The sequence below is a fragment of the Cryobacterium tepidiphilum genome, from assembly GCF_003716325.1.
Taxonomy (GTDB): domain Bacteria; phylum Actinomycetota; class Actinomycetes; order Actinomycetales; family Microbacteriaceae; genus Cryobacterium; species Cryobacterium tepidiphilum.
Window position 1 is genome coordinate 37,713 of record NZ_RDSR01000016.1, and the last position, 21,968, is coordinate 59,680.

Sequence of the window (21,968 nt, forward strand, 5' to 3'; positions counted from 1 at the left end):
CGTACCGGCGTGATCGGCTCAGCGAGGGCGGTCGGGTCCCGGGCGACCGTCTCGGCCGTCTCGGCCGTCTCGCTTGCGCAGGTAGCGCTCGAATTCCTGGGCGATGGCCTCGCCGCTGGCCTCGGGCGAGTCGACCGTGTCGCGGGCCTGTTCCAGCTGTTCGATGTAGGCGGCCATCTCCTCGTCGTCGGCGGCGAGGGCGTTGATCCCGCTCTCCCATTCGGCCGCCTCCGCCACCAGGTCGCCCCGTGGGATCACGACGTCGACGATCTCCTCGAGCTTGTCGATGAGGGCGAGCATGGCCTTGGGCGACGGGGCGTTGTGCACGTAGTGGGGCACCGAGGCCCAGATCGACATGGTCGGGATGCCGGCGTCCTCGGCCGCGAGGGCCAGCACGCTCAGGATGCCGACGGGGCCTTCGTAGCTGCTGCGCTCCACACCCAGCTCGGCTCGCAGTTCCGCGTTGTCGCTGGAGGTGAAGATGGAGATCGGCCGCGTGTGGGGCACATCCGCGAGCATGGCGCCGAGGAAGACGATTCCGCTGATGTCGGCGGTGAGAGCCCCGTCGATGACCTCAGCGGCGAAGGCCTTCCAGCTGCGGGAGGGTTCGGTTCCGAGCAGGAGGTAGATGTTTCCGGCGTCGGCTCCGCCCACGGCCAGGTCGTCGGCGGGGGCGGGGGCCGTGCCAGGCAGGGCGGGCTCCACCGGGCCGTACAGTGCGGCGCCGGGCCATTCGATCTTCCGGCGGCCGTCCTCACCGGTGGAGATCACCGGGCGGTTGAACTGGTAGTCGAAGTACAGCTCCGAGTCCACGCGGGTCATCTCCGAGAGCTCGAGCAGCTGTTTCAAGCTGCGCACGGCGCCCGTGGCCGCCTCGCCGGCGTCGTTCCAGCCCTCGAATGCCACCACCAGGAGGCGTCCGCCCAGGAATCCGTTGCCGTCTGTCACTACAGGGGACCTCACACTTGCGTCTCACCGGGTCGCCGGTCGGCTCGCCTCAGTCAAGGATAGGCGCTGCCCCCTAGACTTGAACCCCGTGACCCCGCTGCCTCCCCATCCTTCCCTCTCTCCCGAGCCGGTGCACACCCCAGACGGCGGCCCCGCGGCCGTGCTGTGGGACATGGACGGCACGCTCGTCGACACCGAGCCGTACTGGATGCGCGCCGAGGGCGAGCTCGTCAGCTCGTTCGGGGGTGTGTGGACGCACGATGACGCCATGCTCCTCGTGGGCGCGGGCCTCTGGGACTCCGCACTGATCCTGCAGCGGCACGGCGTGGCCCTGGACGCGGACGTCATCGTGCAGCGCCTCACCGACCGCGTGCAGGAACAACTGCGGGAGCAGGGCGTTCCGTGGCGACCCGGCGCACGTGAACTGTTGCGCGAGGTGGTCGATGCCGGCATCCCGACGGCCCTGGTGACCATGTCCGTCGAGCGGATGGCGCGCCAGATCGCCGAGTGCATCGACTTCCCGGCGTTCGCCCACATTGTCTCTGGCGACGCCGTGAGTGAACCCAAGCCGCACCCTGAGGCCTACCTCACGGCCGCCCGGCTGCTCGGTGTCGCTCCCGACCACTGCGTCGCGATCGAGGACTCCCCGCCGGGACTCGCCGCGGCCCTGGCCGCCGGCACCATCAGCATCGCCGTGCCGCACCAGATCGAGCTGCCCGAGAGCACCATGTACACACGGTGGTCCACGCTGGAGCACCGCACCGTCGGCGACCTGCAGGACCTCTACACCGCACGCTTCGACGCTTCCGAAAGGCCCGGCCCCGCATGAGCACGTCTGACACCTCCCCGCGCAGCGGCCCGTTCCGGGCGGGCGACCGCGTCCAGCTGACCGGCCCCAAGGGAAAGCTCAACACCATCGCCCTCGAGCCGGGCAAGGTCTTCCACACCCACCGCGGCATCCTCGCGCACGACGACATCATCGGCCTGCCCGACGGTTCCGTCGTCACGAACAACGCGGGCGTGGAACACCTGGCGCTCCGCCCGCTGCTGAACGACTTCGTCATGGCGATGCCCCGGGGCGCGGCGATCATCTACCCGAAGGACGCGGCGCAGATCGTTGCACTGGCCGACATCCACCCGGGCGCGACCGTGGTCGAGGCCGGCGTCGGTTCCGGCGCCCTATCGCTCTGGCTGCTCCGCGCCATCGGCCCCACCGGCCGCCTCGCCTCGTTCGAGCGTCGGGAGGAGTTCGCCGACGTCGCCCGCGGCAATGTGGCCACCTTCTTCGGTGGGGACCCGCAGAACTGGTCGATCACGCTCGGCGACCTCGCCCACGCGCTGCCCGAGACAATGGCGGACGCCAGCGTAGACCGGGTGGTGCTCGACATGCTCGCGCCGTGGGAGTGCCTGCCTGCCGTGTCCGACGCACTGAAGCCCGGCGGGGTGCTGCTCTGCTATGTCGCCACGGTCACCCAGCTCTCCCGCGTCGCGGAGGCGATCCGTGGTTCCGGCCTGTACACGAATCCCGACGCCAGCGAAACGATGGTGCGGGGCTGGCATGTGGAGGGCCTCGCCGTGCGGCCCGACCACCGCATGATCGGGCACACCGGCTTCCTCATCACCGCCCGCCGCCTCGCCCCGGGGACGGTGCTGCCCGAGCTCAAACGCCGCCCCTCCAAGAGCGACTTCTCCGACGAGGACGTCGAGGCGTGGACGCCCGGCGCCCTCGGGGAGCGCACGGTGAGCCCGAAGAGCCTCCGCAAGCGGGTGCGGGCTGCCAGTGAAGGTGCAGCTCTTTCCAAGGCGAGGGATGACGCCGACGGTTAGGATAGGCTCCGGCCGTCGCCCGGGCGCCTGGCCCCATTCCCTGAAATGAAGTACCGAAACGAGGACCCGTGCGCAAAGCATCCGCGCTGATCGCGACCGCTGGACTGTTGATAGCAGTCCTCACCGGTTGCAGCAGCCCCAGTTCGACCAATGGCGACTGCGAGCCGAAAGCCAAGGACGGTGCCGCGTCCAAGCTCGTGAGCGTCAAGGGCGATGAGGGCAGCGCACCGAAGGTCACCTTCCCGACCCCGGTGAAGACCGACACCACGCAGCGGAAGGTCATCGACGAGGGCACCGGCCCCGGCGTGACCAAGGGCCAGAAGGTCAAGGTGGAGCTCAGCGCCTACAACGGCACCACGGGCAAGCCGATCCAGCAGAGCAAGTACGACGGCTCCGACGCGGCGAGCTTCGTGCTGAACGACAGCACCATCGCCGGGCTCGTGAAGGGCCTGATCTGCGCGAAGGAGGGCTCGCGGGTCGCGGTCGTCGTCGCGCCCGACGACGCGTTCGGCCCGCAGGGCGGCAACGCCCAGATCGGTGTCGGCAAAGACGACAGCATGGTGTTCGTCGTCGACATCGTCAAGACCTACCTGCCGCGCGCGAACGGCGAGCCGCAGTCCGTGGCCGCCGACCTGCCCGCTGTCGTCCTCGCCAAGAACGGGGAGCCTGGCATCACGGTTCCGTCGTCCGAGCCGCCGAAGAAGCTGGAGGTCGGCGTCCTCAAGAAGGGCGACGGCGCCACCGTCAAGGAAGGCGACACCGTCACCGTGCACTACACCGGTGTCGTCTGGGAGACCAAGGAGGTCTTCGACTCGAGCTGGAAGCGCAACGCGCCTGCAGAGTTCGTGGCCGCTGACGGCTCCAAGACCCAGGGTGGCGTCATCCCGGGCTTCGCGGATGCGCTGATCGGCAAGAAGGTCGGCTCGCAGATCATCGCTGTCATACCGCCCGACCAGGGCTACGGCGACAAGGCGCAGGGAACGATCCCGGCGGGCTCGACGCTGATCTTCGTCGTCGACATCCTCGGCATCGGCTGATCGGGTAATTCCGCACCAACGGATGCCGCCTCTTGCGACCGGGAGGTGGCATCCGTGTTTTTCCCGCGGCGCTGGATAGACTCGCTCTGTGCCGCCCACCTCCCAGCCTCCTCAGCGCATCAGCGTCGAGGAACGCCTGTTCAGCCTGGTGCTCGCCCTCATCGCCACGGAGAGCGGCCTGACCAAGGCGGAGATCCTGGAAACGGTGCAGGGGTACCGTCAGCGTTACCAGCGCGGCGGCGACAACGCGAGCCTGGAGCGCCAATTCGAGCGCGACAAGGACGACATCCGCGAACTGGGCATCCCGCTCGAGACGATCGAACCGCTGGACGAGTCGGGTAGCAACCACAACCTGCGCTACCGCATACCCAAGGGTCTGTACGACCTGCCGTCTGACGTGTCGTTCACGTCCGACGAACTCATGCTGCTGAAGCTCGCGGCAGCTGTCTGGCGTGAGGGCTCGCTGTCGTCCGATTCGCAACGCGCGCTCACCAAGCTGAATTCCCTCGGCGTGGACTCCACGGATCCGGTGCTGGGCTACGCGCCGCACCTGCGGGCACGGGACGCGGCGTTCGAGCCGCTCAGCAAGGCCATGGATCGCAGCCAGGTCGTCACGTTCCCGTACCTCAAGCCCGGCGAGCCCGCTCCCCGGCGGCGCACGGTGGCGCCCCTCGCCGTCGTTCTGCACGAGGGCCGCTGGCATCTGCATGCCGCCGACCAGGAGTCCGGCCAACGGCGCACGTTCCTGCTCTCGAGGATCGTGGGGCCGGTCACCCCCGTGCCGGGGAAGACGTTCACACCCGAGCCGGACGGCCAGGCGCACCACGCACTCGAGGCCCTCGACCGGCTCTGGGAAGCAAACACCGCGCGCGTGCGTGTGGTGCCGGAAAGCGAAGCGGAGCTGTTGCTTCGGAAGCGGACCGCCGGAGAGGCCGGACCAGCTGGGCGAGCGGAAGAGCCCGCGGGCACCGACCAGGCCCTCATCCTGCACTTCACCGACATCGACATCCTCGCCGATGAACTGGCCGGCTTCGGCCCGGAAGTCCTCGTGCTGGACCCGCCCCGGCTGCAGGAGGCCGTCATGGAACGGCTCCGACGGGTAGCCGAGGCGCACGCCGCCCCGGACGGGGAGGACACCCATGGCTGAGCAGCCGACGCGGGCCACCGACCGGCTCGCCTTTCTCCTGTCCCTGGTCCCGTTCCTCATGGAGCACGACGGGATCAGCGTCGCCGATGTCGCCGCGCACTTCGACGTCCCGGCCGACCGGGTGCGGGAGGCGGTCAACCTGATCGCCATGTCGGGCATCCCGGGGGAGACCCAGCAGTACCTGCACGGTGACCTGTTCGACATCAACTGGGACGAGTTCGTCGCCAACGACCGGGTCGTGCTCACCAACCTCGTCGCGATCGACGATTCCCCGCGGTTCTCGGCGCGGGAGGCCGCGGCGCTGATCGCGGGGCTGCAATATCTCAGCTCACTTCCGGAGAACGCCGATCGCGGTGCGATCGCGTCGCTCATGGCCAAGCTCACGCGCGGGGCATCCGCTGCGCCGAGCCAACTCGCCGTGGCCCCCACCGACTCCCATGACGCGATCGGCACCATCCAGGCCGCGGTGCGCGCCGGCGTGCAGGTCGAGTTCAACTACCTCGACGCACAGGGCGGGCATGTGCTGCGTCACGTCGACCCGCTGCGCATCGAGTCCGTCGACCAGAACTGGTACCTGCGCGGCTGGTGCCACTTGCGGCAGGCCGTACGCACGTTCCGCCTCGACCGCATGAGCGACCTGACCGCGACCTCGACGCCCGCCGCCGACCACGACGAGGACGTCGTGGTGCCCAGCTCGTTCTTCCAGGCGTCCGAGCACGATCAGTGGGTCGAACTCGACCTGCCCGAGTCGGCGCTGCCGCTGATCGCCGACTACATGCCCGAACGCGCAGGAACACCCGACGCAGCCGGGCGCATGCGCGTCAGCGTGCGCGTCGCCCATGTCCACGGCCTCAAGCGCCTCATCACGAGCCTCGGCGGACTCGTGACCGTCGCCCAGCCGGCGGAGGCACGACGCGTCGTCCACGACTGGGCGACCGCAGGCATCCGCCGTTACCAGGGCGGGGTGTGACCGTGCCCTGGTGGTCGTGGGTCATCATCTGGACGGTTCTCGTGCTGCTCCTGTTCGGCATGCTCGCCTGGTTCGCCGTGGTGCTCTTCAAGAAGCTCATGGCAACCCTGCACGCCCTCGGGGAACTCGGTGACCAGCTGGCCGCACTCGACACGCGGCTGGACGACCTGGGGCGGGAGCGGTTCCGCCCGGCGATCTGGGCCGACCGCGCGGCGCTCGCCCGCGACATCGAACGCCGGCGTGCCCTCCGGATGCGTCGCCGTCAGGAAAAACAGGATGCGCGCGTAGCACGAGGTAAACTGATTCGACAAGCTCCACTGAACCAGAGGACGTTCCCTCATGCTTAGCAACCTGACCGGATGGCATTTCCTGATCATCCTCGTCGTCGTCCTGCTCTTGTTCGGCGCCACCAAGCTTCCGGTCCTCGCGCGCAGCCTGGGCCAGTCGGCGAAGATCTTCAAGAACGAGATCAAGAACGACGACTCCGCGCGCACCACCGACCCGGAGACCGTCGTGACAACGGATGCCGCCAAGACCGACGGCGACTCCTCCCCGAAGCCGTAGCAACGGTGGCCGTGCCCACCCCGCGGCGCACCAACCGCGACGGGAGAATGTCGCTCGGGCAGCACCTGTTGGAGTTGCGGAAGCGCCTGTTCCGGGCGGCGGCGGGAATCGCGCTCGGCGCCATCGTCGGTTGGCTGCTCTCGGACTTCGTGTGGGACCAGCTGCGTGAGCCCATCTACGCAATCATCAACGCACAGCACCGCAACGCCCAGATCAACTACCCGAACATCACCTCCGCGTTCGACCTGAAGCTGAAGATCGCCATGTACGTGGGGCTGATCGTGTCGAGCCCCGTCTGGTTGTACCAGGTCTTCGCATTCCTGATGCCGGGCCTGACCCGCAAGGAGAAGGCCTACACCTTCGGCTTCTTCTTCACGGCCGTTCCGCTGTTCCTCGCCGGATGCGCGGCCGGCTGGTACGTGCTGCCGCACGTCGTGGAGTTGATGACCAGCTTCGCCCCGAAGGAAGACGCCGCGTACATCGTCGCGACCGACTACTTCGACTTCGTGCTCAAGCTCGTCGTAGCCATCGGCATTGCCTTCGTGGTGCCCGTGTTCGTCGTGCTGCTCAACTTCGCCGGCGTCCTCAGCGCCCGAGCCATCATCGCGTCCTGGCGCATCGCCGTGCTTCTCATCGTCCTGTTCACCGCCATCGCCACCCCCGCCGCCGATGTCGTGTCGATGTTCCTGCTCGCCATCCCGATGATCCTGCTCTATTTCGCCGCCTATGGCATCGCGTTCGTCCACGACCGTCGGGTGGAGCGGCGCACTGCCGCGTTCGAACAGGAACTAGCCTTGTGACATGAGTGAGGTCCTTTCCCCCGCCGAACGCTTCGCGGCAGCGAAAGCCAGGGCGGGAAAGCCCCACCTCGCTTCCTTCCGGGAACGCCTCCGCTTCGACCTGGACCCATTCCAGCTCGCCGCGGCCTCCTCCCTGGAAGCCGGCAAGAGCGTGCTCGTCGCCGCACCCACGGGAGCGGGCAAGACCGTCGTCGCCGAGTTCGCCGCGTACCTGGCCATGCAGGACCGCTCGGCGAAGATCTTCTACACCGCCCCGATGAAGGCGCTCAGCAACCAGAAGTTCCAGGAGTTCACCGCCGAGTACGGCGCCGAGCACGTCGGACTCCTCACCGGCGACACCAACATCAATTCGCAGGGCCGCATCGTGGTGATGACCACCGAGGTGCTGCGCAACATGCTCTACGCCGACTCCGACCTGCTCACCGACCTCGCCTTCGTCGTGATGGACGAGGTTCACTACCTCGCGGACCGGTTCCGGGGCGCGGTGTGGGAGGAGGTCATCATCCACCTCCCACAGAGCGTCCGCCTCGTCTCGTTGAGCGCGACGGTGTCGAACGCCGAGGAGTTCGGCGACTGGCTGCAGGCGGTGCGCGGCGAGACCGACGTCATCGTCTCGGAGGATCGCCCGGTGCCGCTGGAGCAGCACGTGCTGGTGAGCAACAAGATGCTCGACCTCTTCGACTCCTCGGGTCTGGCCGCCACGCACCGCGTGAACCCGGAACTGGTGCGGCTCGCGCAGTTCGGAGGCCGGAACAGCTCCTCCCGCTCCGCACCGGGCCGGCGCGGCGGTGATCGGGGCCGCTACCACGAGCACGGGCGGTTCGACGCGGGCAGGATGGACCGCGCCGGCATCGTGGAGATGCTGGGCGGCAAGCACCTGCTCCCGGCGATCTTCTTCATCTTCAGCCGCGCCGGCTGCGACCAGGCCGTGCGGCAGGTGCTGCGCGCCGGCGTACGCCTGACCGAGGCGCACGAGCGCGAAGAGATCCGGCAGATCGTCGACGAGCGTTGTCGCACGCTGCGGGACGAAGACCTGGCCGTGCTGGGGTACTGGGAATGGCTCGAGGGCCTGGAGCGGGGAGTCGCAGCGCACCACGCGGGCATGCTCCCGGCGTTCAAGGAGGTCGTCGAGGAACTCTTCCAGAAGAAGCTGGTGAAGGCCGTCTTCGCCACCGAGACGCTGGCGCTCGGCATCAACATGCCCGCGCGCACGGTCGTCCTGGAGAAGTTGGAGAAGTTCAACGGCGAGGCGCGCGTGCCCATCACGCCCGGGGAGTACACGCAGCTCACAGGACGCGCTGGGCGCCGCGGCATCGACGTCGAGGGCCACTCCGTGATCCAGTGGCAGCAGGGTCTCGACCCGCAGGCCGTCGCCTCCCTCGCCTCCCGCCGCACCTACCCGCTCAATTCCAGCTTCAAGCCCACCTACAACATGGCCGTGAACCTGATCGACCAGTTCGGGCGTGAGCGCACACGGCTCGTCCTGGAGTCGTCCTTCGCCCAGTTCCAGGCCGACCGTGCCGTCGTGGACCTGGCACGGAAGGTGCGCCAGCAGGAGGAGTCGCTCGCCGGGTACGCCAGGTCGATGACCTGTCACCTGGGCGACTTCACCGAGTATTCCGGCATCCGTCGCAAGCTCACCGACCTGGAGCGCACCAACACCGACCAGCTGAGCCGGGCGCAGCGCGACAAGCGCCAGCGGGAGCTCACCTCCTTGCGCAAGCGGCTGAAGTCGCACCCCTGCCACAGCTGCCCGGAGCGGGAGCAACACGCCCGCTGGGCGGAGCGCTGGTGGCGACTCACGAAGCAGACGGATGCGCTCAGCCAGCAGATCGCGTCGCGCACCGGCGCCGTGGCCCGCATCTTCGACCGGGTCACCGAGGTGCTCCTGGGCCTCGGGTACCTCGTGCCGAAGGGCAGCGGGCAGCTCGAGGTGGGCGATAGCGGCCAGGTGCTGCGGCGGATCTACGGGGAGCGGGACCTTCTCGTGGCCGAGTCGCTGCGCCGCGGCCTGTGGGACCGACTCGACGTGCCGAGCCTCGCCGCCCTCGCCTGCGCCCTGGTCTTCGAACCACGCCGCGATGAGGGGCTCACCGATGAGCGGTACCTGCCGCGCGGCCCGTTCCGCGAGGCGCTGTCGGAGACGCAGGACCTCTGGAGCAGGCTCGACGACCTCGAACGCGACCATCGCCTGCCGGGCAGCGATCCGCTGGCCGTGGGACTGTGCCTGGCGATGTGGAAGTGGGCCCGCGGCGCGACGCTCACCGAGGTGCTGGATGAGGCGGAGATGGCGGCCGGAGACTTCGTGCGCTGGACGAAGCAGACGGTCGACCTGCTGGACCAGCTGTCACTGGTCGCCGACGGGCCGGTGGGTCGCACGGCGCGGCTGGCGATGGATGCCATCCGCCGCGGAATCGTGGCATACAGCTCCGTCGCTTAAGCTGTCGGGGTGATGAAGGCGCAGCACCGAGGACGTATGCCGCTGTGGGCATCCCTCGTGATGGCCGCTGCCGCGGGGCCGGTTCTCGACGCCGGCTTCCCCGACCAGAACTGGTGGGCGCTCGCCCCGGTCGGTGTCGCCGCGATGCTGGCCGCGCTGCTCGGCCGCGGCGCGTGGTCCGGGCTCCTGGTGGGGCTCGTTGCGGGACTGTCGTTCTGGCTGACCCACATCATCTGGATCACCCTGTACCTGGGGGCGGTGCCGTGGCTCGGGCTTGCCGGCATCGAGTCGCTGTTCTTCGCGGTGGGGATGTCGCTGATTGCGGTGGTGCTCCGGGTGGGTCCCCGGCTCTGGCCGAGCACCTGGGGACGCCTCGGCGTGGTGCCCGTCGTCGTCGCCGGCCTCTGGACGGCGCGGGAGGCGCTGACGGCGGTGTGGCCGTACGGCGGCTTTGCGTGGGGGCGGGTGGCGCTCAGTCAGTCGGAGAGCCCGTTCGGTTCCCTCGTCGCCTGGGTGGGCTTCTCCGGGCTCAGTTTCATCGTGGTGTGGCTCGCCGCCCTCGGCGTGCAGCTGGTCCGGGAGCAGGGCATGGCGCTGCTTCGCCGCCTGGCGATTCCCGTGGCAGCCATCGCGCTGCTGCTCCTGGTTCCCGCCTGGCCCGTGCATCAGTCCGGAACCACGCGCCTCGCCGCCGTGCAGGGCGCATCGGATGCCGGCTTGTTCGCCCAGACCGCTCCCGGGCAGATCCTGAACGACCACGCCGCCGCCACCCTCCCGCTGGTGGGGGAGAAGGTCGATTTTGTGGTGTGGCCCGAGAACGGCAGCGACATCGACCCCACCCGGTACCCGCAGGCGGCGAAGGTGCTGGACTACCTCTCCGACGCCATGGACGCCCCGATCATCGCGGGGACCATCACACACCGCGACGGCTCGTTCTACAACACATCGCTGCTCTGGAAAGCCGGGCAGGGCGCCGTCGACTGGTACGACAAGGCCCACCCGGTGCCCTTCGCCGAATATGTGCCCGACCGCGCGTTCTGGCGGCCGTTCGCGCCCGACCTGATCGACCTGATCAGCCGGGACTACGCCATCGGCACGCGCGACAACATCTTCGACATCAACGGCATCCGGGCCGGCATCAGCATTTGCTTCGACATCGCCGACGACCAACTCGTCCACGACATGATCGACGGGCACGCCGACATCATCCTCGCCCAGACCAACAACGCGGACTTCGGCCACACCGACGAGAACGTGCAGCAGCTCGCGATCGCCCGTCTGCGTGCGATGGAGGCGGGCCGCACGGTGGTGAACATCTCGACCGTCGGCACGAGCGCGATCATCGCTCCCGACGGCTCCACGATCGACCGGCTCCCGACCTGGGTTCCCGGGTCGATGGTGCAGACGGTGCCGCTGAGCGACACGGTCACGCCCGCGATGCTGGTCGGTCGCCAGATCGAGTGGCTGGTATCGGGCCTCGGCCTTGCCGGGTTCGCGCTGTGCCTCGTGGAAGCGCGGCGAACCCGGTCAGCCTTCGGTATCAGGCGCCGATTTTATGCTGGCCGCGCCGCGCGCGCAGGACGTTGAGGCGCTCTTCGAGCAATTCCTCCAGTTCGGCCCGCGTGCGGCGCTCGAGCAGCATGTCCCAGTGGGTGCGGGCGACCTTCTCGTCGGAGTGGTCGACCGTCACGGGCTGGGAGTTCACGAGCAGGGTGGCGGTGTGGGCGCAGTACTTGCACTCCCATTCCTCCGGCGCCTCGGCTTCGGCCGAGAAGACCATGACGGTCTCGCGGCCACAGTGGGCGCATAGGTAGGTGTGGCTCACGCGCGGGGAGAACGTGACACCCTCTTCGCTCTGCATGCTCTGGGCCCCCAACCTCATCCCACGCAAACTACGATCCGCCATCATGTTCTCCTCTCCCGGTCCGTACCCTGTTTTAAACCACCAAGCTGTGCGTTCTCTTTCCGCGGCGCCGTTACTGGGAGGCAACTCACAGGCTGGGCAGTCGCCGGGACCCCTTCACGGGTGCGGCCGTTCCGCCGTCCTTCGAGCCCGCCGGCGGCGTTTTGCCCGCACTCGCGGGAACGCGGCCCGGTGAGGGCACGCGACGAGGAGTGATCAGGTGCGGGAGGCGATCACCTCAGCGGCGAGGTCGCAGCGGTCGGTCACGAGGCCGTCAACGCCCCAGTCGAGCAGGCGTGCCATGTCGGCCGGCTCGTTGACCGTCCACACGTGCACCTCCACTCCGGCGTCGTGCATCGCCCGGATGAAGGAGGGGGTCACGATGCGCAGCGCCCGGGTCCGTTCGGGTACCTGCACCGCGACGCAGCCGCGGAGCGCCCGGGCCGTGACCTGACGCGAGCCGGCACGCGCCGCCGGCACGACCAGGCGCAGCCGTGCGGCACCGGGGGAGGAGGCCACCCCGGGCAGCAGGGACACCGCGCGGAGGCGGGTCGCGTCGGAGAAGGAGGTGAGCAGCACCCGGTCGACCGCGCCGGCGTCACGCACCACCGTCGCGACGGCCTCCGCCGCAGACGGGGCCTTGATGTCGATGTTGAACAGGGCGTCGGGAAATCGGGCGAGCGCTTCCGAGAGGGAGGGGAGGGTTTCGCCCTGCCCCAGGTCGATCCGCTGCAGGTCCGCCAACCGCATCCGGTCGATGCGAAGCGGCGGCTCTCCCGCCGTCTGGACGACCGGATCGTGACTGATCACCGGATGTCCGTCGCGACTGAGCTGCACGTCGGTCTCGAGGTGCGTTGCGCCTGCCGCCAGCGCCCGGGCGAAGGCGAGCAGGGTGTTCTCGGGTGCGTCAATGGCCAGGCCACGGTGGGCCAAGACCCGGGGCGTGGCGGATGCCAGGAACCGGGAGCCCACCGGCAGCCCCGCCCTACCGCTGCCCGGACGCAGCGGCGGGAGTGGTGCCGGCCGGTGCGGCTGATGGTGCGCCCGCGCCGGCGACGTGGCCGAAACCGTGGCCGATGCCCTTCATGGCTTCCGTGAGTTCGCTCGGCACGATCCACAGCTTGTTGGAGGCGCCCTCGGCGAGCTTCGGCAACGTGAGGAGGTACTGGTAGGCCAGCAGTTTCGGGTCGGGGTCGCCGTCGTGGATGGCCTGGAACACCGTGGTGATGGCCTTGGCCTCACCCTCGGCGCGGAGAACAGCCGCCTTCGCGTCGCCCTCGGCCGAGAGGATCGCGGCTTGCCGGGCGCCCTCGGCGGTGAGGATGGCGGACTGCTTGGTGCCCTCGGCAGTGAGGATCAACGCACGGCGGTCACGCTCGGCGCGCATCTGCTTCTCCATGGAGTCCTGGATCGAGAGGGGCGGTTCAATGGCTTTCAGCTCCACCCGCCCGACGCGGATTCCCCATTTGCCTGTCGCTTCGTCGAGCACCACGCGCAACTGGCCGTTGATGTTGTCGCGGCTGGTGAGTGCCTCCTCGAGGTTGAGCCCGCCCACCACGTTGCGGAGCGTCGTGGTCGTGAGCTGCTCGACCGCCCCGAGGTAGTTGGCGATCTCGTAGGTGGCGGCGCGCGCATCCGTCACCTGGAAATAGACCACCGTGTCAATGGACACCACGAGGTTGTCTTCGGTGATCACCGGTTGCGGCGGGAAGGACACCACCTGCTCGCGCATGTCGATGAGCGGGCGGAGCCGGTCGATGAAGGGGATCAGCAGGTTGAGGCCCGGCGTGAGCGTCTTGTGGTACCGGCCAAGTCGTTCGACGACGCCATTGCTGGCCTGAGGAATGATGCGGATCGACTTGAAGAGCGTCACGATCACGAAGATGATCAGCGCGACGATCACGACGATCAGCACGATCGTTCCGATGATGCTGCCGACGTCAGTCATAGCGGGGTCCTTTCATTGGGGATGACCATCACGGTCGCACCGTCGACCGCGGCGACGAGCACGTGTTCGCCGGGTTCGACCACCTGGGCGACGATGCCGGGGGAGAGGCGCGCCGTCCAGGTCTCGCCGTTGTCGAGACGGACCTGACCGCCGGTGGCTCCGATCGACTGCACCACGCGGCCACCCATGCCGAGGAGCGCTTCCACGTTGGAACGTGCCGGGTCTCCGCCCTGCTTCAGGGCGCGGAGGAGGGGCGGCTTGATGCCGAACAGGAGCACGACGGCGAGGATCGCCGCGATGACGAGCTGCAACCACCATGGGGCGCCCAGGAATCCGGAGATCAGACCACCGACGCTTCCGATCGCGAGCATGAGGAAGGTCAGTTCCAGGGTCGCTATCTCGATGGTGATGAACAGGAGGATCACGACGAGCCACGCGATCCACCCGTAGTCGGCGATGAATGCTGTCATGGCTTCCCCCTCGCGGCCCCGTAGTCGCTCACTGTGACGTTAGCAGTTCGGGTTCTTGGTAGTGTCGGTTTGGGCAAATGCACCCGGATCAGAAGGAGTTTTCGTGGCCAATCCACTCGCTGCAGGTTCACTCGAGGGGCTGCGCGTCCTGGTCACCGGATCCTCCCGCGGCATCGGCGCCGACACCATCCGCTACTTCGCGGAGGCCGGGGCGCGGGTCGTCATCAACTACCGCAGCAAGCAGGCCCGTGCGACGAAGATCGCGGACGCCATCGAAGCCGAGGGCGGCACGGCCATCACCGTGGGCGCCGACCTCACCGACGCGGATGCCGTGGCCGGCATGTTCGAGCAGGTGCGGGCCGCGTACGACGGGCTCGACGTGCTCGTCATGAACGCCTCCGGCGGCATGGAGAGCGGCATGGCCGAGGACTACGCCATGACGCTCAACCGTGACGCGCAGGTCGGCCTGCTGAAGGCGGCGCTGCCGCTGCTGGGTGAGGGCGCCCGTGTCGTCTTCGTGACCAGCCACCAGGCGCACTTCATCGAGAGCACGCCGACTATGCCGGAGTACGAGCCGGTGGCGCGCAGCAAGCGCGCCGGGGAGGACGCACTGCGCGCGCTCATCCCCGAGCTGGACCAGCGCGGGATCGAGTTCGTCGTGGTGTCCGGCGACATGATCGAGGGCACGATCACCGCGACGCTGCTGGAGCGGGCGAACCCCGGCGCCATCAACGCCCGCAAGGAATCGGCCGGCAAGCTCTACAACGTGAGCGAGTTCGCGGCGGAGATCGTGCGTGCCGCCGTCGAACCCGTTCCGGACGACCACACCCGGTACGTCGGCGACACCTCCGACTTCGCCTGAGCCTCGCGGCGGCATGCCCGTCAGTATCCGGTGCCGGTCGACGCCTGCGTCACCTTCTCTCCGCTCGGGGCCACGGCCCACCAGATGTTCTTCACGCCCTGGCCCGTGACGTCGCCCGCGGCCTTGTCGCCGGCGTACGTGTAGAGCGGGAGTCCCTGGAGGGTCACCTGCATCTTGCCGTTGGGCGTCTGTATCGTTCCCAGGGCGCCCGTCACGCCGTCGGCGGTCGGTGTCGACGCCGTGGTGGTGACCGGTGGCCAGTTGGCCAGGCACGCGCCGGTGCACGCACTGGTTCCGCTGCCCGCGGTGTCCTTGTCGAAGACGTAGACCGTCATGCCCGCTGCGTCGACGACCACGGTTCCGAGCGGCGTCGACGCCGTGGCCAGGTCGGACGACCCACTGGACATCTCAGGCGCGGGGGATGACGTCGCCCCCGTCGTTCCGCCACCGGCGTTGCTCCCGCCCGGTGCGCATCCGGCCAGCCCTATCGTCGCGAGTGCCGCGACGATGAGGAAACCGTGTCGTGTTCTCATGGGATTCCCTTCCTCTACGGCGGCTGCACCGCCTCAAGGAGTGCACGTTGCAGAGGGGGCCGGGGTTCACCCGACGGTGCGCGAAAGCAGCACATCCTGGCTGATGGCATCACGCAGTTCGATCCGCTCGACATCGCCGACAGCGAGGGCCATCGACCCGGCGGTGTGCACGGTCTGGCCCGGTACGGCGTTCCAGGTAGACACCGGAACGGCTTCTCCGGAGCGCGGCACGACGTACAGGGCGTACCGGTGGGTGTACGCCGGGCTGCGAGAGCTCTCATAGGTGCAGGTCATCGCCAGGCGCGTGCCCCAGGGCACGCTGGTCAGTTCGATGCTGGCCCGCAGCGGAACGGCCGCCTCCCGCTGCAGGGCGATCGTCGTCGTCGGCCGCTCTCCCGTGCCGCCGAGGGCGGATGGCAGGATAAGGCCGACCGCGACCGTCGCGGCAGCCAGGGCACCGGCGCCCGCGACGACCCAGCGGCGGGTGCGACGCCGCCGCCGCAGCCGGGCGAGGAGCCGGGGGAGCAGGTCCGCCGACGGTTGACCCGCCGAGACCGCGGCCGCCGGCTTCGTCGGCCGGTCTGCCAGCGCCAATGCGGCATCGGCCGGCAGGGCGCCGAGCAGGGCGGGCATCGCCGCGAGTTCGGCGACGGTGCTGCTGCACCGCTCGCATCCGTCGAGGTGTTCCTCGAATTCGCGGCGCTCCGCCGGACTGAGCGCGCCCAGCAGGTAGGCGGCATCCCACTGCTCATACGGCTCGTGGTCGTTCATCGGGTCACCCCCATCTCCTGGAGTGCGAGCCGGAGGGCACGGAGCCCGTAGTGCAATCGTGACTTCACGGTTCCTTCCGGTATGTCGAGTTGCCGCGCGATCTCCGCGACCGTGCGGCCGCCGTAGTACGCGTGCACGATGACGAAGCGATGTTCCGCGGAGAGCGCGGCAAGCGCATCCGCTATCAGCCAGGAGTCGAGCAGGGCGTCCGTCTCATCGGCGCTCACCTGCTCGGGCAGCGCCTCGAGGTCGATCTCGTGGCGACGCTGCGCGCTGCGGGTACCGTCGATGACGAGGTGGCGGGCGACGGTGAAGAGCCAGGCACGGGCGGATGCGTCGCGCTGGTCGAGGACCGAGGGCTTTCGCCACGCGCGAACCAGCGTCTCCTGCACGATGTCGTCGGCCAGGGCGCGGTCGCCGGTGAGGTGCACGACGTAGCGCCAGAGCGCACCGGCGTGCTCGTCGTACAGCGCCCGGAGCAGGGCGGCCTCGTCGTCAGGCATTCCGCTCCTCCTCACCGGGCGCACACGCATCCGAGGAGGACACGATGTGCAGGGCCTGCCGGTTCACCTGAACCATCCGGGCCCGTATCCCGTTTCCTGAGTATGGACTACACCGTCGCAGGCCTGCCACTGCACATCCTGCTCAATCACGCCGTCGTCGTTCTGGTGCCGCTGACGGCCGGGGCCGTCGCGCTGCACGCGCTCTGGCCGGTGGCGGCCAGGCGGCTCGGCATCGTCACGCCGCTGGCCGCCCTGGTGGTGCTCGTGCTCACTCCGATCACCGTGCAGGCCGGGGAGGCGCTTGAGCGAGCCGTGGGCGTCACGCCCGCTATCCAGCGTCACCACGACCTGGGGGAGATGCTGCTGCCGTGGGTGATCGGCCTGTTCGTGGTGGCGGTCGCCGAGTGGCTCTGGAGCCATTACGGCCCGGGCTGGGGCGAGCGGATGCGTCCGCGCACCCGCACGGCGATCCGCGCGGCACTCGCTGTGGCGGCGGTCGTGGTCGCCGCGGGATCCGTCGTCATGATCGTGTTGATCGGCGACGCGGGCGCGCGCGCCGTGTGGAGCGGGGTCGTCGGCTAGGGTGTGCTGTACCAGCCGTCCGGCTCGCGTCACCCGCGGAAGGGGCGGCTCCTCGTGAGAAGGGGACCGCCGTGACCGACCGCAGCTTCAGCCTCACCCGGATCCTCGACGCCCCGCCATCCCATGTGTTCCGGGCCTGGACGGACCCCGCGAGGCTCGGATGGTTCTTCAATCCCCACCAGCCCATTCCGAATGACCCGATCGAGGTGGACCCGAGCGTCGGCGGCACCTGGCGGCAACGGATGGTCGTGGAGGACGCGACGGTCTACACCACCGGTGGAATCTACCGGGAGATCGTCCCCGACGAACGGCTGGTCTTCGCCTGGGGAGCCGTCGACGGCTGGCCCGAGCTCGATCCCGACGACCTCGATGCCGGCCCGAACGTCACGGTGACATTCACCCCGGTCGGCGAGGCGACCCGCATGACGGTGACGGTGACCGTCGCCGACTCGGTGCCCGACCCGTTCGCGCAGGAGTGGCTGGCCCGCGGCATCCGCGAAGGCTGGAGCGACACCATCGACCGCTTGGTCGACGTCGTCTGACTCAGGCTAGGCACACCGTCCCGCCGAGTGGCACAATCGGGCTTGTGAGCAGTATTCCGAGCGATGAGCAACGCCTGCGCGACCTCGCGCTGCTTCGGCGCGTACGCGACCGGATCGACCGGGAGTACGTGAAGCCACTCGACGTCGAAGCGCTCGCCCGCGGCGTCAACATGTCGGCCGGGCATCTCAGCCGGCAATTCCGCGTCGCCTACGGGGAGTCACCGTACTCGTACCTGATGACCCGGCGCATCGAGCGGGCGATGGCATTGCTGCGCCGGGGCGACCTGAGCGTCACGGAGGTCTGCTACGCGGTCGGTTGCGCATCCCTCGGCACTTTCAGCACCCGCTTCACGGAGTTGGTCGGGGTACCGCCCAGCGTCTACCGGCGCCAGTCGGCCGCCGGCACAGCCGGGATGCCGTCCTGCGTCGCGAAGCAAGTGACCAGACCGGTCAGGAATCGAGAAGCGCCGGCGGGAGAACCGCTTCTAGCCTGAGTCCATGACCACTCTTCACACCGTCACCCTTGAGGTGGCCAACATCGCATCCGCCCGGTCCTTCTACACGGCAGCCTTCGGCCTGGACCAGGAAATCCACGTCAACATCGCAACGGCGCCGACCACCGGCTTCCGCGGCTTCACGCTGTCCCTCCTGGTGTCCCAGCCGGCCAACGTCGACGCCCTCATCGACGCCGCCCTCGCCGCCGGCGCGTCCTCGCTGAAGCCGACGGCGAAATCGCTGTGGGGCTATGGGGGAGTGCTGCAGGACCCGGACGGGACCATCTGGAAGGTCGCCACCTCGGCGAAGAAGAACACCGGGCCGGCCTCCCGCACCGTCGAGAGCATCGCCCTCCTGCTCGGCGTCGCCGACGTCAAGGCCACGAAGCAGTTCTACGTCGACCGGGGATTCAGTGTGGCGAAGAGCTTCGGGAGCAACTACGTCGAGTTCGCCGGCGCCGCGTCCCGGGTCTCGCTCGGGCTGTACAAGCGACGCGCCCTCGCCAAGGACGCCGGCGTCTCCCCGGAGGGCAGCGGGTCGCACCGGATCGTCCTGCACGGCGATGCCGGCTCCTTCGTCGACCCCGACGGATTCGCCTGGGAGGAGACGCCGCGTGTGTGACCCGGCCTGGCTCCGCGCGCTCACCGAAGCGCGACGGCAGGGCGAGCGGGCACGGGTAGACGATGCCCGGGCGGCAGAGCCGGTGCCGGCTCTGCCGGTGCCGGCCGGGCGACGGGCCACCGAGACCGGTCAGGAATCGAGAAGCGGCGCTACCGCGACCGCCAATAGGCTGACCGCATGAACATCACCATCAACACGACCGTGCTGCCGCACCTCGACCCGGACGAGTCTGTGGCCTTCTACCGCGACAGTCTCGGCTTCGAGGTGCGCAGTGACGTCGGGAGCGGCACGATGCGCTGGATCGTGGTCGGCCCTGCCGCCCAGCCCGAGACCTCCGTGCTCCTCGCGCCGCCGGCCGCAGATCCGGGCGTCACCGACGAGGAGCGCCGCGTCATCCGGGAGATGATGGCCAAGGGCACCTACGGCTGGCTGCTGCTGGCCGCGGACGACCTCGACGACACCTTCCAGGCGGTCTCAGCCGCCGGCGCCGAGGTCGTTCAAGAACCCACCGAGCAGCCCTACGGCGCCCGGGACTGCGCGTTCCGGGATCCCGCAGGCAACATGATCCGGATCCAGGAGCGCCGCTGAGCCATGAGCACGGAAACGACAAGCACCGAGACGATGAGCGGCCGTCAGGTCTCCAGTCCGCCTGCGGCCGACACGCACGACTGGATCCGCGTGCAGGGAGCACGCGTCAACAACCTCAAGGACGTCAGCGTCGAGATCCCGAAGCGACGGCTGACCGCCTTCACGGGCGTCTCCGGCTCGGGCAAGAGCTCATTGGTCTTCGGTACGATCGCCGCCGAGTCGCAGCGGATGATCAATGAGACCTACAGCGCCTTCGTGCAGGGCTTCATGCCAACGCTCGCCCGGCCCGACGTCGACGTGCTCGAGGGGCTGACCACGGCGATCCTCGTCGACCAGGAGCGGATGGGCGGCAACCCGCGCTCCACCGTCGGCACGGCCACCGACGCCAACGCCATGCTGCGCATCGTCTTCAGCCGGCTCGGCAGCCCGCACATCGGGTCGCCGCAGGCGTTCTCCTTCAACGTCGCCTCTATCAGCGGAGCGGGCGCGGTCACGCTCGAGAAGGGCGGCAAGACGGTGAAGGAGCGACGTAGCTTCTCCATCACCGGCGGCATGTGCCCGCGCTGTGAAGGCCTCGGGGCCGTCACCGACTTCGATGTGACGGCGCTGTACGACGACAGCAAGTCGCTCGCCGAGGGCGCGTTCACGATTCCGGGCTACAGCATGGACGGCTGGCAGGGCCGCATCTTCATCGGCAGCGGACTGTTCGACCCCGACAAGCCGATTCGCGACTACACGAAGCGCGAGCTCGACGACCTGCTTTACAAGGAGCCGATCAAGATCAAGGTCGAGGGCATCAACCTCACCTACGAGGGCCTGATCCCCAAGATCCAGAAATCGTTCCTCTCCAAGGACAAGGAGTCGATGCAGCCGCACATCCGCGCCTTCGTGGAGCGGGCGGTCACCTTCACCCCGTGCCCGGAGTGCGAGGGCACCCGGCTGAGTGACGCGGCGCGGTCGTCGAAGATCAACGGCGTCAGCATCGCGGATGCCTGCGCCATGCAGATCAGCGACCTCGCCGCCTGGGTCCACGGCCTGGACGAGCCGTCGGTGGCGCCGCTGCTGGGGGCGCTCGGGGAGACCCTCGACTCCTTCGTCGAGATCGGTCTGGGCTACCTGTCGCTGGACCGCGCGGCGGGCACCCTGTCGGGTGGCGAAGCGCAGCGCACCAAGATGATCCGGCACCTCGGATCGTCGCTGACCGACATCACCTACGTGTTCGACGAGCCGACGATCGGGCTGCACCCGCACGACATCCAACGGATGAACACCCTGCTGCTGCGACTGCGCGACAAGGGCAACACCGTGCTGGTCGTGGAGCACAAGCCGGAGGCCATCGCGATCGCGGACCACGTCGTCGACCTCGGCCCCGGCGCGGGCAGCGACGGCGGGGAGGTCGTCTTCGAGGGCACCGTCGATGGACTGCGGGGGAGCGGCACGCTGACCGGCCGGCACCTGGACGACAAGGTCTCGCTGAAGCCGTCGTATCGCGCCGCGAAGGACGTCCTCCAGGTTCGCGGCGCGAGCACCCACAATCTGCAGGACGTGGATGTCGACGTTCCGCTCGGGTTGTTATGCGTCGTCACGGGTGTCGCGGGGTCCGGCAAGAGCTCGCTCATCCACGGTTCCGTGTCTGGCCGGGACGGTGTCGTGACCATCGACCAGGGCGCGATCAAGGGTTCGCGGCGCAGCAACCCGGCGACGTACACAGGGATGCTCGAGCCGATCCGCAAGGCCTTCGCCAAGGCGAACGGCGTGAAGCCCGCGCTGTTCAGTCCCAATTCAGAGGGCGCGTGCCCGGCGTGCAACGGCGCCGGCGTCATCTACACCGACTTGGGGATGATGGCCGGGGTGGCGACGACCTGCGAGGAGTGTGAGGGAAAGCGCTTCCAAGCATCCGTTCTCGAATACCGTCTGGGCGGCCGCGACATCAGCGAGGTGCTCGGGATGTCGGTCACCGAGGCCGAGGAGTTCTTCGGAACAGGGGAGGGGCGCATCCCGGCGGCGCACGCGGTCCTGCGCCGGCTCGCCGACGTGGGGCTCGGGTACGTCTCGCTGGGGCAGCCGCTGACGACCCTGTCCGGCGGGGAGCGGCAGCGCCTCAAACTCGCCACACACCTGGGGGAGAAGGGCGGCATCTACGTGCTCGACGAGCCGACCACGGGGCTGCACCTGGCTGACGTCGAGCAGCTGCTCGGCCTGCTGGACCGCCTCGTCGAGTCCGGCAAGTCGGTCATCGTGATCGAGCACCACCAGGCCGTCATGGCGCACGCGGACTGGATCATCGACCTGGGGCCGGGCGCCGGGCATGACGGTGGCCGCGTGATCTTCGAGGGCACGCCCGCCGATCTTGTCGCCGATCGCCAGACGCTCACCGGGGAGCACCTGGCCGCCTACGTCGGCGCCTGATACTCGGC

At 68.8% G+C, this 21,968-nt stretch carries 25 protein-coding genes; 17 read left to right on the plus strand and 8 right to left on the minus strand.

The genetic code is table 11. The features are described from left to right. Positions 1 to 18: 18 nt before the first annotated feature. Positions 19 to 948, minus strand: a complete 930-nt coding sequence (locus tag EEJ31_RS10010) for a proteasome assembly chaperone family protein (protein ID WP_123046160.1) — start codon at positions 946 to 948, stop codon at positions 19 to 21. Positions 949 to 1,045: 97 nt separating this feature from the next. Here EEJ31_RS10010 and EEJ31_RS10015 point away from each other — a divergent pair, with 97 nt between their 5' ends. From EEJ31_RS10015 to lnt, 10 genes are all read left to right on the plus strand, one after another. Then, positions 1,046 to 1,777: an HAD family hydrolase gene (locus EEJ31_RS10015; protein ID WP_267897620.1), complete on the plus strand. Its 732-nt coding sequence runs from the start codon at positions 1,046 to 1,048 to the stop codon at positions 1,775 to 1,777. After that, on the plus strand, positions 1,774 to 2,775 hold the full coding sequence (locus EEJ31_RS10020) for a tRNA (adenine-N1)-methyltransferase (RefSeq protein ID WP_123046162.1): 1,002 nt from the start codon (positions 1,774 to 1,776) through the stop codon (positions 2,773 to 2,775). The genes EEJ31_RS10015 and EEJ31_RS10020 overlap by 4 nt, the downstream gene beginning before the upstream one ends. 68 nt (positions 2,776 to 2,843) lie before the next feature. Then, the gene (locus tag EEJ31_RS10025; protein WP_123046163.1) at positions 2,844 to 3,812 is read left to right on the plus strand and encodes an FKBP-type peptidyl-prolyl cis-trans isomerase; all 969 of its coding nucleotides are present in this window, start codon (positions 2,844 to 2,846) and stop codon (positions 3,810 to 3,812) included. A gap of 88 nt (positions 3,813 to 3,900) precedes the next feature. Beyond that, entirely contained in the window at positions 3,901 to 4,959 is a 1,059-nt protein-coding gene (locus tag EEJ31_RS10030; RefSeq protein ID WP_123046164.1) for a helix-turn-helix transcriptional regulator, read from the plus strand. After that, positions 4,952 to 5,929, plus strand: coding sequence for a helix-turn-helix transcriptional regulator (locus EEJ31_RS10035; protein ID WP_123046165.1), 978 nt, complete (start codon positions 4,952 to 4,954; stop codon positions 5,927 to 5,929). The genes EEJ31_RS10030 and EEJ31_RS10035 overlap by 8 nt, the downstream gene beginning before the upstream one ends. Then, a complete protein-coding gene (locus EEJ31_RS10040) occupies positions 5,926 to 6,276 on the plus strand; it encodes a hypothetical protein (protein WP_123046166.1) in 351 nt (116 codons plus the stop codon). Before EEJ31_RS10035 ends, EEJ31_RS10040 begins: the two co-directional genes overlap by 4 nt. Next, entirely contained in the window at positions 6,269 to 6,493 is a 225-nt protein-coding gene (gene tatA / locus EEJ31_RS10045) for a twin-arginine translocase TatA/TatE family subunit (RefSeq protein ID WP_123046167.1), read from the plus strand. Before EEJ31_RS10040 ends, tatA begins: the two co-directional genes overlap by 8 nt. A gap of 5 nt (positions 6,494 to 6,498) precedes the next feature. Next, positions 6,499 to 7,293 carry a twin-arginine translocase subunit TatC gene (tatC, locus tag EEJ31_RS10050; protein ID WP_325049342.1) on the plus strand — a complete coding sequence of 265 codons (795 nt, stop codon included), beginning with the start codon at positions 6,499 to 6,501 and terminating at the stop codon, positions 7,291 to 7,293. Between the two features lies 1 nt (position 7,294). Next, positions 7,295 to 9,733 (plus strand): DEAD/DEAH box helicase, encoded by a 2,439-nt coding sequence (locus EEJ31_RS10055; RefSeq protein WP_123046169.1) that lies wholly within the window; start codon positions 7,295 to 7,297, stop codon positions 9,731 to 9,733. Between the two features lie 12 nt (positions 9,734 to 9,745). Then, positions 9,746 to 11,320 (plus strand): apolipoprotein N-acyltransferase, encoded by a 1,575-nt coding sequence (gene lnt / locus EEJ31_RS10060; RefSeq protein ID WP_123046170.1) that lies wholly within the window; start codon positions 9,746 to 9,748, stop codon positions 11,318 to 11,320. On the opposite strand, the gene EEJ31_RS10065 is transcribed toward lnt, so the two are convergent. The 4 genes from EEJ31_RS10065 to EEJ31_RS10080 all read right to left on the minus strand — a co-directional run bounded on the left by EEJ31_RS10065 (position 11,274) and on the right by EEJ31_RS10080 (position 14,054). After that, a complete protein-coding gene (locus EEJ31_RS10065; RefSeq protein WP_123046196.1) occupies positions 11,274 to 11,639 on the minus strand; it encodes an RNA polymerase-binding protein RbpA in 366 nt (121 codons plus the stop codon). The two genes, lnt and EEJ31_RS10065, sit on opposite strands and share 47 nt — an antisense overlap. A gap of 213 nt (positions 11,640 to 11,852) precedes the next feature. Then, the gene (locus tag EEJ31_RS10070) at positions 11,853 to 12,608 is read right to left on the minus strand and encodes a glycerophosphodiester phosphodiesterase family protein (protein ID WP_199727326.1); all 756 of its coding nucleotides are present in this window, start codon (positions 12,606 to 12,608) and stop codon (positions 11,853 to 11,855) included. A gap of 13 nt (positions 12,609 to 12,621) precedes the next feature. Beyond that, on the minus strand, positions 12,622 to 13,584 hold the full coding sequence (locus EEJ31_RS10075; protein WP_123046171.1) for an SPFH domain-containing protein: 963 nt from the start codon (positions 13,582 to 13,584) through the stop codon (positions 12,622 to 12,624). Further along, positions 13,581 to 14,054: an NfeD family protein gene (locus EEJ31_RS10080; protein ID WP_123046172.1), complete on the minus strand. Its 474-nt coding sequence runs from the start codon at positions 14,052 to 14,054 to the stop codon at positions 13,581 to 13,583. Before EEJ31_RS10080 ends, EEJ31_RS10075 begins: the two co-directional genes overlap by 4 nt. 103 nt (positions 14,055 to 14,157) lie before the next feature. Here EEJ31_RS10080 and EEJ31_RS10085 point away from each other — a divergent pair, with 103 nt between their 5' ends. Beyond that, positions 14,158 to 14,916: an SDR family oxidoreductase gene (locus EEJ31_RS10085; protein ID WP_123046173.1), complete on the plus strand. Its 759-nt coding sequence runs from the start codon at positions 14,158 to 14,160 to the stop codon at positions 14,914 to 14,916. 20 nt (positions 14,917 to 14,936) lie between these two features. Here the strand turns inward: EEJ31_RS10085 and EEJ31_RS10090 are convergent, their stop codons facing one another. From EEJ31_RS10090 to EEJ31_RS10100, 3 genes are all read right to left on the minus strand, one after another. Beyond that, positions 14,937 to 15,449 (minus strand): COG4315 family predicted lipoprotein, encoded by a 513-nt coding sequence (locus EEJ31_RS10090; RefSeq protein WP_123046174.1) that lies wholly within the window; start codon positions 15,447 to 15,449, stop codon positions 14,937 to 14,939. A gap of 66 nt (positions 15,450 to 15,515) precedes the next feature. Next, positions 15,516 to 16,220, minus strand: a complete 705-nt coding sequence (locus EEJ31_RS10095; RefSeq protein WP_123046175.1) for an anti-sigma factor family protein — start codon at positions 16,218 to 16,220, stop codon at positions 15,516 to 15,518. Beyond that, entirely contained in the window at positions 16,217 to 16,723 is a 507-nt protein-coding gene (locus tag EEJ31_RS10100) for a sigma-70 family RNA polymerase sigma factor (RefSeq protein ID WP_123046176.1), read from the minus strand. Before EEJ31_RS10100 ends, EEJ31_RS10095 begins: the two co-directional genes overlap by 4 nt. 102 nt (positions 16,724 to 16,825) lie before the next feature. On the opposite strand from EEJ31_RS10100, the gene EEJ31_RS10105 reads away from it, so the two are divergent. From EEJ31_RS10105 to EEJ31_RS10130, 6 genes are all read left to right on the plus strand, one after another. Then, positions 16,826 to 17,305 (plus strand): hypothetical protein, encoded by a 480-nt coding sequence (locus EEJ31_RS10105; protein WP_123046177.1) that lies wholly within the window; start codon positions 16,826 to 16,828, stop codon positions 17,303 to 17,305. Between the two features lie 71 nt (positions 17,306 to 17,376). Next, on the plus strand, positions 17,377 to 17,847 hold the full coding sequence (locus EEJ31_RS10110; RefSeq protein WP_158603938.1) for an SRPBCC family protein: 471 nt from the start codon (positions 17,377 to 17,379) through the stop codon (positions 17,845 to 17,847). A gap of 44 nt (positions 17,848 to 17,891) precedes the next feature. After that, positions 17,892 to 18,341, plus strand: coding sequence for a helix-turn-helix transcriptional regulator (locus EEJ31_RS10115; RefSeq protein WP_123046179.1), 450 nt, complete (start codon positions 17,892 to 17,894; stop codon positions 18,339 to 18,341). A 4-nt stretch (positions 18,342 to 18,345) separates the two neighbouring features. Next, complete coding sequence (locus EEJ31_RS10120; RefSeq protein ID WP_123046180.1) at positions 18,346 to 18,963, plus strand: VOC family protein; 618 nt, start codon at positions 18,346 to 18,348, stop codon at positions 18,961 to 18,963. 177 nt (positions 18,964 to 19,140) lie between these two features. Then, positions 19,141 to 19,551: a VOC family protein gene (locus tag EEJ31_RS10125; protein ID WP_123046181.1), complete on the plus strand. Its 411-nt coding sequence runs from the start codon at positions 19,141 to 19,143 to the stop codon at positions 19,549 to 19,551. A 3-nt stretch (positions 19,552 to 19,554) separates the two neighbouring features. Continuing rightward, positions 19,555 to 21,960: an ATP-binding cassette domain-containing protein gene (locus EEJ31_RS10130; protein WP_199727327.1), complete on the plus strand. Its 2,406-nt coding sequence runs from the start codon at positions 19,555 to 19,557 to the stop codon at positions 21,958 to 21,960. Positions 21,961 to 21,968 lie beyond the last annotated feature (8 nt).